We start from the raw sequence: 8,587 nt of genomic DNA, 5'->3' as shown, positions 1-8,587 counted from the left end.
AGAAAATGGAGGCGGAACCCGGAGTCGAACCGAGGTAGACGGATTTGCAATCCGCTGCATGGCCACTCTGCCATTCCGCCAAATTTGGAGCGAGTAACGAGGTTCGAACTCGTGACCTCGACCTTGGCAAGGTCGCGCTCTACCAGCTGAGCTATACTCGCATTCCAACATTTAAAGCTATCTAATTAAGTAAGCCAGCTTTAAACTTTTATCATTAGGAAGTGTTATCAAAATTTCATTTCTATGACACACTGCCCTCTCAACACGGACGCATTCTACAGAAGTTCTTGTACGCGTCAACATAAAAAATGAATGTTTTTAACCGTTTGCTCATTTTTTATCTAAACCGATGAGTTAATAGACTATAACAGTCAAGAATTAGTCAATTCTCCTTTCGCAGCATATAGATACTGCACCATAGAAACTAAAGTTAAAATGGTAGCAACAGCTAAAAGCCCATAACTTAGCATTGTCATCCAATTAGAGAATTGCCAAATTAGCCCGATGATTGCGAGCATCTGCGCAGCTGTCTTGAATTTACCTAACCAGGACACTGCAACACTTCCCCTCTTGCCTTGTTCCGCCATCCACTCTCGCAATGCAGATATAACGATTTCTCTGCTAATTATCACCAGCGTTGATATTGTAATAAAGTAATCATTATAGTGTGTGGCAAGAATGACAAGTGCAACACTGACCATCACTTTATCAGCAACTGGATCAAGAAAAGCACCAAACGGTGTTGACTGTTCAAGCTTTCTCGCCAGATATCCATCAAGGATATCAGTAACTGAAGCTAACCAAAAAATAAACGCGGCGGCAAAAAATGCCCATGAATATGGTAAATAAAAAACGACTGCGAATACAGGGATGAGCAGCAACCGAAATGCTGTGAGCGTATTTGGAATATTCCACATAACTACTTGGTATTGTCTTTTTTTCTATGTTCGCATGATTGCTTAAGCTTTGTCATGCAAATGATTAAATATCTTTTCAGCCATGTCAGGGCTGATCCCAGGAACTTGCTTTAATTGATGTATATTTGCAGATTTAACTCCCTGCATGCCTCCTAAAAATTTAAGTAGTGCTTGACGTCGTTTTTGACCAATTCCTTCTATCTCTTCCAGCATTGACTGTGTTCTTTGCTTTTGTCTTTTGTTACGGTGTCCTGCAATTGCAAATCTATGAGACTCGTCGCGGATATGTTGTATCAAGTGTAATGCCGGAGAGTCACTGGCTACATTGATAGTTTTACGGCCACCATCAATCAGTAGCGTCTCCAAACCGGGTTTTCTACTCGTGCCTTTTGCAACACCGATTAAAATAGGCATTTTATCAAGTTGCCAACTTGCAAAAAATGATTCAGCCCTACCTAATTGCCCCTTACCACCATCAATAAAGATAATATCAGGGACTTTGCTCTCATCAGCCATTTTGCCGTAGCGTTTTTTTAACGCAAAATCCATAGCTGCATAATCATCACCTGGCGTAATCCCTGTGACATTATAACGGCGATATTCTTTATTGTTTGGCCCTTGACCGTCAAACACTACGCAAGAAGCTACGGTATTTTCTCCCATGGTATGACTGATATCAAAACACTCCATTCTTTGAATGTCAGATAGCCCTATTGCCTCTTTTAGTTTTGCATAGCGCTTTGTGATCGAATCCTGTGCACTTTGTTTTACTTCAATGCTGTTTTGAGCATTTTTATTTGCCAATGCAAGATACTGGGCGCGCTCACCACGCACATTAAACTTAAAGCTTACTTTGCGTTCCGATACCTGACCTAAAGCAGCTTCTAGTGCAACGTAATCATCAACCTTAAACGGCAAAACAATTTCTTTTGCAATTCGCGATTGATTGCCAGATGAAATATAGTATTGTCCTAAAAATGCAGTGAGAACCTCATTTGCACCTGAATCTTTAGGCACCTTGGGAAAATGCGTTTTAGTGCCTAGTACTTTGTGCTCTCGGATCATAAGTACATGAATTGCAACCAAGCCATTTTTTTGCTCAAAACCAATTACATCCAGCTCTGCAAAATTGCCAGCAATAGACTGCTGCTCTTGCATTTGCCGAAGCAATACGATTTGGTCTCGATATTTAGCAGCCATTTCAAAGTCAAGTGAAATACTTGCTTGCTCCATTTTCTCTACAAGTGCAGCTATCACATCTTGCGAGCGACCAGTTAAAAATTGGCGTACCATGGATACTTGCTCTTGATATTCACTATCCTTGACTTTGCCGACACATGGACCAGAACACCTTTTTAGTTGGTACTGCAGACAAGGCCTACTCCGAGCCCGATAATAAGCATCTTCACATTGTCTTACTGGGAAGATTTTTTGCATTAGCCGAAGGCTTTCAGATACCGCAGAGCTGCTGGGGAATGGCCCGAAGTACTCGCCTTTTAACTTTCTACTCCCCCGGTGGAAGGCCAACCTTGGATGTTGATGAGCACTCAAAAAGATATAAGGATAGCTTTTATCATCTCTTAGTAAGATATTATATCTAGGCTGATATTTTTTGATTAGGTTGTTTTCTAGTAACAGCGCTTCTGTTTCTGTGTTTGTCAGGGTAACTTCGATACTCGCTATATTTCCGACCAATACCCTCGTTTTACTGTCGGTGATATTCGCCCGAAAATAACTCGAAACACGCTTTTTTAGATTTTTTGCTTTGCCAACATAAATAACCTGACCATCCACATCATACATGCGGTATACGCCAGGCTCTGTCGTTAATGTCTTTAGAAAAGATTGAGAATCAAATGCTGTCATTTAAAAAATGAACTTAATGATTGCTGTCAATATCTATCATTTTATGGCGGATCGCTAGGTGGGTTAACTCTACATCACCGTTAACATTGAGTTTTTCAAACATTCTGTATCTATAACTATTTACTGTTTTAGAACTTAGGTTTAATCGGTCTGCTATATTTTGCGCTTTTTCGCCTTTTGTGATCATAAGCATTATCTGCAATTCTCTTTCAGATAATGATTGAAACGGATTTTCATCATTTCGACCACTAAATTGAGCAAGTGCTATTTGTTGTGCGATTTCAGGTGCGATATAACGCTGTCCTGCATTAACAGCACGAATGGCGTTAATCATTTCATCTGGTCCTGCTCCTTTGGTCAGGTAGCCGTGCGCACCTATTTGCATCACTTTACTTGGAAATGGATCCTCACAATGTACAGTCAGCACAATCACTTTGACATCTGGACAATAACGGCAAATCTTTTTAGTCGCTTCCAATCCACCAATACCGGGCATGTTCATGTCCATAAGTACTATATCAGGCTCGCTTTGGCGGCAAAAAGTTACAGCTTCTTCACCCGTTTTAGCTTCTCCGACAACTTTAAAACCACGCACGTCATCTAAAATGCGTTTTATGCCAGTCCTGACAAGTTCATGATCATCAACTAAAAGCACATTAATCAATGGCACACCCTCTACATATATTTTAATAAACGGAGCAAAGCAACCTATTACTTCACTTCCTGAAGCATGAGGTTACCACATATTTTTTAAAAGCATAACGATAGAAACGAGAGAAAAATACAATTTTGATATGAAATAACTAAATTGTTAAGAGCTGAAGAAATGTTTGCATATAATTTATACACCGCTATCGAATTTAATAGCGATAGCGGTGTTTTTGATTAATCTTTTTTGGAAAATTTGTCGACCCAAAGCGCAATAACGCCGTCACCAGTCACATTACATGCAGTACCAAAGCTGTCTTGAGCTAAATACAAAGCAATCATTAATGCGACAGCCCCTTCATCGAATCCAAGCATCGATGTTAATAGTCCTAAAGCAGACATAACAGCGCCACCCGGTGCCCCAGGTGCAGCTATCATGACGATCCCTAACATAAAAATAAACGGCAAAATTTCAGTGATTGACGGCACAACCATCTCAGGTGATAGCAGCATCACAGCCATGGCACAGGTCACTATCGTAATTGTAGAGCCTGACAGATGGATAGTCGCACACAATGGTACAGTAAAGTTTGCTACTTCATCATTCACGTTATTTGCTTTACTCGCACGCAGTGATACAGGAATTGTCGCAGCACTCGACATGGTTCCTATCGCTGTAAAATACGCAGGCAGCATATTTTTTATTAGTTCTATGGGGTTTTTACCCAGCAAGACACCACTTACCAAAAACAGCACGCTAAGCCATAACCAATGCATCACGATTGCTGCTAACAGCACGATACCAAAAGTGCTTAAGGTATCGAAAACAGTTCCTGCTACCGCCATTTCAGCAAAGACCCCAGCAATATAAAATGGCAAAACAGGGATAATCACTTTGGCAAGCAACATGTCAATAACATCCCTTGCTTCGTCAGTGACCTGCTTTAAATTACTCAAGCCACACTGGCTCATCGCGATACCAAAAATAAAAGCGCTAGCCAGAGCAGTCATTACCCCCATCAGTGGTGGGATTTCTATATTGATGAAGCTTGTAAGATGAGACTCCTCGACAACTTGATAAGCAACTCCACCTTCAAAAAATGGGATAAAGGCATTAACGAGTAAAAATGCCAAAGTTCCGGCAATAACAGTAGAGCTATATGCAAAACCTACTGTTTTACCCAGAAGATGACCCGATCCCTTTGGTAAGCCTGCTATGCCAGAGGCGATAAAAAACAGGATTATCAGAGGAATTGTAAAATTAATGAGTTGCCCTATGATGACTTTAAAAGTGTATAACAGCTCGACCAACACTGTTGGCATGTAAAGCCCTGCCAACATACCAGCAACGATACCCGCCACTAGCTTTAATACGAGAGACATAGATTACTTCCTAGCATATTTTTAAAGACGCTGTTTTAACATGTTTTTGACCCATTTTGCTATTAATTCGATAGAGATAAACTAATTTGTACATTTTATGTATACTAAGTGGCTATCTAACGTAAATAATTGCAACCCAACGAAAACAAATTGTTTCTCTTTATTGCATATCATCTAATAAGCAGTATTCAGTCTCTGTAATCTACTTTTGTCCTTATGTTAAAAGCTGTAACCTGCTCATTCGCTGCACTTTTGTTGTCTATGCCAGTATCCGCCTTGAACACCAATCAAATCCCATTTATTCAACAGGCTGCCAAAATCGATGGGCTCATTGATGATAATGTCTGGCATCAAGCGCTAGAAATTGATATCAACAACGTCACTTGGCCGTATGAAAATGAAAAGAGTCCAGTAAAGACAAAAGCCTATATCTATGAAAACGGTCAATCACTATTCGTTGCTTTTGATGCAAAAGATCCAAACCCAAACTTGATCAGGGCATTTTACAGAGATAGAGACAGGGCGTGGGAAGACGACTTAGTCGGGATCAAAATAGACTCCTTCAATAACGCACAAAGCGCTTATCAGTTTTTTATCAACCCTCTTGGAGTACAGCAAGATTCAATTGAAAATGAGCTGACAAAAAGTGAGAACGGCTCTTGGAATGGTATATGGGATAGTGCTGGTACAATAAACGAAGATGGTTTTATAGTAGAAATTGAGATACCACTGCGTGTACTTAATTTTAGTAATTCAACTGGCAACAAAACCATGGCGATGGAGTTTCTACGATTTTTTCCTAGAAATGAACGACTACGGATCTCTAGCATGACACTGCAACATGCAAATCCCTGTTGGATTTGCCAAATGCCTAAATATCAAGGGCTAGCCAAAGCGAAGCAAAGCAGTGATATCGCGATCATTCCCACTTTAGTCGGTAATAGCCAAGAAACTCGCGATATTGAACAAGGCAAAGCAAAACCATGGCAAAAAGCGCACAATATTGAGCCTGGCCTAGACATAAAGTGGGCAATCACCCCCGACACTACTCTCAATGCAACGCTAAATCCTGACTTTTCCCAAGTTGAAGCTGACACTGGTCAATTAAGTGTTAACAATAGTTTTAGCTTATTTTTTCCCGAAAAACGCGCTTTCTTTTTGGATAACTCAGACTATTTCTCATCACACCTAAACCTGATCCATACACGTAATATTTCAGCACCTGACTACGGAGTAAAGTTAACTGGCAACAAAAGCGGTCACACTTTTGCTGGCTTTATCGCGAATGACGAGCGACTCAATGTTGTCATTCCCGGAAATCTGGGCTCTCGTGTGGTCTCATTGGAACGCAAAAGCGAAAACATGGCACTTAGATATCGTCGTGACGTAAATAAAGCTTTTTCATTTGGGCTTACATCAACAACGAGGCAGAGTGAAACATATAAGAACCAAGTGGCAAGTTTTGACGCAAAATATAAACCAACGAAAAGTGACTTATTTGAGTTACAACTGTTTGGTTCTGATACCCAATATGACCAACAATTTGTAGATTACCTATGTGACAGCACTCTTGCTAACTGTGATTTAACAGAAAGCGTACTACGCGTAACAGATGATGATGCGCGTGGTGTAGGCTACTACCTAAATTATGAACATAACCAAAAACACTGGAAAGCATTCTCAAGTTATCAGTCACGCGATGCTGCCGTAAGAACAGACATGGGGTTTATCACTCAAGTAGATTTCAATAAGTTTGTATTTGGAGGAGAGTATCGCTGGTATGGCACTGAGCAAAACTGGTGGAATCGAGCAAAATGGTATGGTGATTGGGATATTTCTCATAATGAGAACGGTGAACTACTAGAAAAGGAAGTGCAAACTAATTTTTCAATTAATGGACCACTCCAAAGCTTTATTGATTTCGGTGTGGAACATAGAAAGCGTACTGGATTAAGACATGACGAAACCCGCATAGCGATTGATGGTAACACCAGCTTATTCACCGAAAACTCGCAATGGACTTATTTGGAGCTAAAGCCAATGGCTGGTATCTTTGCAGGGTTAAAACTAAGTAAAAGTAATCGCGTTGATTTAGCGAATAACAGACTTGGCGATCTAACTTTTGTTCGACCCGTTATTAACCTCAATATTGGCAAGCACTTCGAACTTAGGTTTCGACATACCTATGAGAAAATGAATGCTGAAGGTGCTGATGTATATTCAGCCAACTTAACCGATGTCAGATTAACTTATCAATTTAATATAAATAGCTACTTACGGTTGGCCATCGTCAACACTGACATATCGAGAAACCCCAATAATTATATCAATGAAGTTGACGCAACCTATAAGAGTCTAAGTACGCAGCTACTGTACTCGTACAAGTTAAATCCTCAAACGGTATTCTTTGCAGGTTATTCTGATCATGGGTTCCAAGATGATGATTTATCTAAAATCATTAAAGACGATAAGCGTATTTTCATGAAGTTTAGTTATGCCTGGTTGATGTAAAAAAGCACTCTTAAATAACAATTGGCTATAAGCAAAATTGATATATCTTATAGCCAATCTTTCCTTCTATTTTGTGAAATGCGCAGTAAAGTGATGGAATACAAGCAAACCTAGATTAGGGAACACAAATGACTAAAGTATACTCAGATAACAGTCTCACTATCGGTAATACGCCTTTAGTAGAAATTAACCGCGTTTCTGGTGGTAACGTTTACGCAAAAGTTGAAGCGCGAAACCCAAGCTTCAGCGTAAAGTGTCGTATTGGTGCTTCTATGATCTGGGAAGCTGAAAAATCTGGACTATTAACGGAAGGTAAAGAGCTAATTGAGCCTACTTCAGGCAACACAGGTATTGCATTGGCTTTTGTTGCTGCTTCACGAGGCTATAAGTTAACATTAACGATGCCAAATACAATGAGCCTTGAACGTCGTAAACTGTTAAAAGCACTTGGCGCAAACTTAGTACTCACTGAGGGTGCAAAAGGCATGAAAGGTGCTATCGAAAAAGCAAATGAAATCCAAGCAAGTGACCCTGATAAGTACATTCTGCTTCAACAATTTGAAAACCCAGCAAACCCTAAAATCCACTTTGAGACGACAGGTCCAGAGATTTTTGAAGCGCTAGAGGGCAATATTGACTACTTCGTCGCAGGCGTTGGTACTGGTGGTACAATCACGGGGGTTTCTCGCTACCTTAAAAATGAAAAGGGCTTACATGTTAAATCAATTGCAGTCGAGCCTTCTGACTCACCTGTGATAACACAGACATTGGCAGGCGAAGAAGTTAAACCCGGTCCTCATAAAATCCAAGGTATTGGCGCAGGTTTCATACCTGGCAACCTTGACCTTGAGCTTATCGACGGAGTCGAGTTGGTTTCTAACGAAGACGCTATTGCCATGGCTCATCAGCTAATGAAAGATGAAGGGATCCTTGTTGGTATTTCTTCTGGCGCTGCACTTGTTGCCGCCAAGCGCATTGCTGAATTACCTGAAAATGCAGATAAGAATATTGTTGTTATCTTACCAAGTGCCGCAGAGCGCTACCTTACCAGTCCTCTATTTGCAGATACATTCTCTGAGCAAGAACTAGTGCAATAGGTAAACAGCGGTATATATCAAAATAAAGGGGCCTAGGTGCCTAATGCTGATCAGTTAAGAAGTTGATCGGTTGACCGATCAAAATGATCATGCACAATCCGTAGCTAGGCAACTAACTACGGATTTTTTGTGAATATAGAACAAGCTCTTCATTCAGCTTTTGAA

At 40.4% G+C, this 8,587-nt stretch carries 6 protein-coding genes and 2 tRNA genes; 2 read left to right on the top strand and 6 right to left on the bottom strand.

Annotation, left to right across the window (positions count from 1 at the left end):
- Nucleotides 1-6: 6 nt before the first annotated feature.
- The 6 genes from F9Y84_RS21515 to F9Y84_RS21490 form a co-directional block, all read right to left on the bottom strand.
- Nucleotides 7-80: transfer RNA gene (locus F9Y84_RS21515), tRNA-Cys, on the bottom strand.
- A gap of 5 nt (nt 81-85) precedes the next feature.
- A tRNA-Gly gene (locus tag F9Y84_RS21510) sits at nt 86-161 on the bottom strand.
- Nucleotides 162-371: 210 nt separating this feature from the next.
- Nucleotides 372-917: a CDP-diacylglycerol--glycerol-3-phosphate 3-phosphatidyltransferase gene (pgsA, locus tag F9Y84_RS21505; protein WP_147391217.1), complete on the bottom strand. Its 546-nt coding sequence runs from the start codon at nt 915-917 to the stop codon at nt 372-374.
- 42 nt (nt 918-959) lie between these two features.
- The gene (gene uvrC / locus F9Y84_RS21500) at nt 960-2,783 is read right to left on the bottom strand and encodes an excinuclease ABC subunit UvrC (RefSeq protein WP_147391218.1); all 1,824 of its coding nucleotides are present in this window, start codon (nt 2,781-2,783) and stop codon (nt 960-962) included.
- Nucleotides 2,784-2,796: 13 nt separating this feature from the next.
- On the bottom strand, nt 2,797-3,447 hold the full coding sequence (gene uvrY / locus F9Y84_RS21495) for a UvrY/SirA/GacA family response regulator transcription factor (RefSeq protein ID WP_125254295.1): 651 nt from the start codon (nt 3,445-3,447) through the stop codon (nt 2,797-2,799).
- A gap of 221 nt (nt 3,448-3,668) precedes the next feature.
- Nucleotides 3,669-4,814 (bottom strand): dicarboxylate/amino acid:cation symporter, encoded by a 1,146-nt coding sequence (locus F9Y84_RS21490; protein WP_147391219.1) that lies wholly within the window; start codon nt 4,812-4,814, stop codon nt 3,669-3,671.
- Nucleotides 4,815-5,030: 216 nt separating this feature from the next.
- On the opposite strand from F9Y84_RS21490, the gene F9Y84_RS21485 reads away from it, so the two are divergent.
- Nucleotides 5,031-7,325, top strand: a complete 2,295-nt coding sequence (locus F9Y84_RS21485; protein ID WP_147391220.1) for a carbohydrate binding family 9 domain-containing protein — start codon at nt 5,031-5,033, stop codon at nt 7,323-7,325.
- A gap of 128 nt (nt 7,326-7,453) precedes the next feature.
- A complete protein-coding gene (cysK, locus tag F9Y84_RS21480; protein ID WP_147391221.1) occupies nt 7,454-8,422 on the top strand; it encodes a cysteine synthase A in 969 nt (322 codons plus the stop codon).
- Nucleotides 8,423-8,587 lie beyond the last annotated feature (165 nt).

The organism is Pseudoalteromonas peptidolytica, from assembly GCF_012641745.1.
In the GTDB taxonomy this organism is placed as follows: domain Bacteria; phylum Pseudomonadota; class Gammaproteobacteria; order Enterobacterales; family Alteromonadaceae; genus Pseudoalteromonas; species Pseudoalteromonas peptidolytica.
This window is presented reverse-complemented; position numbering and strand designations above follow the sequence as displayed.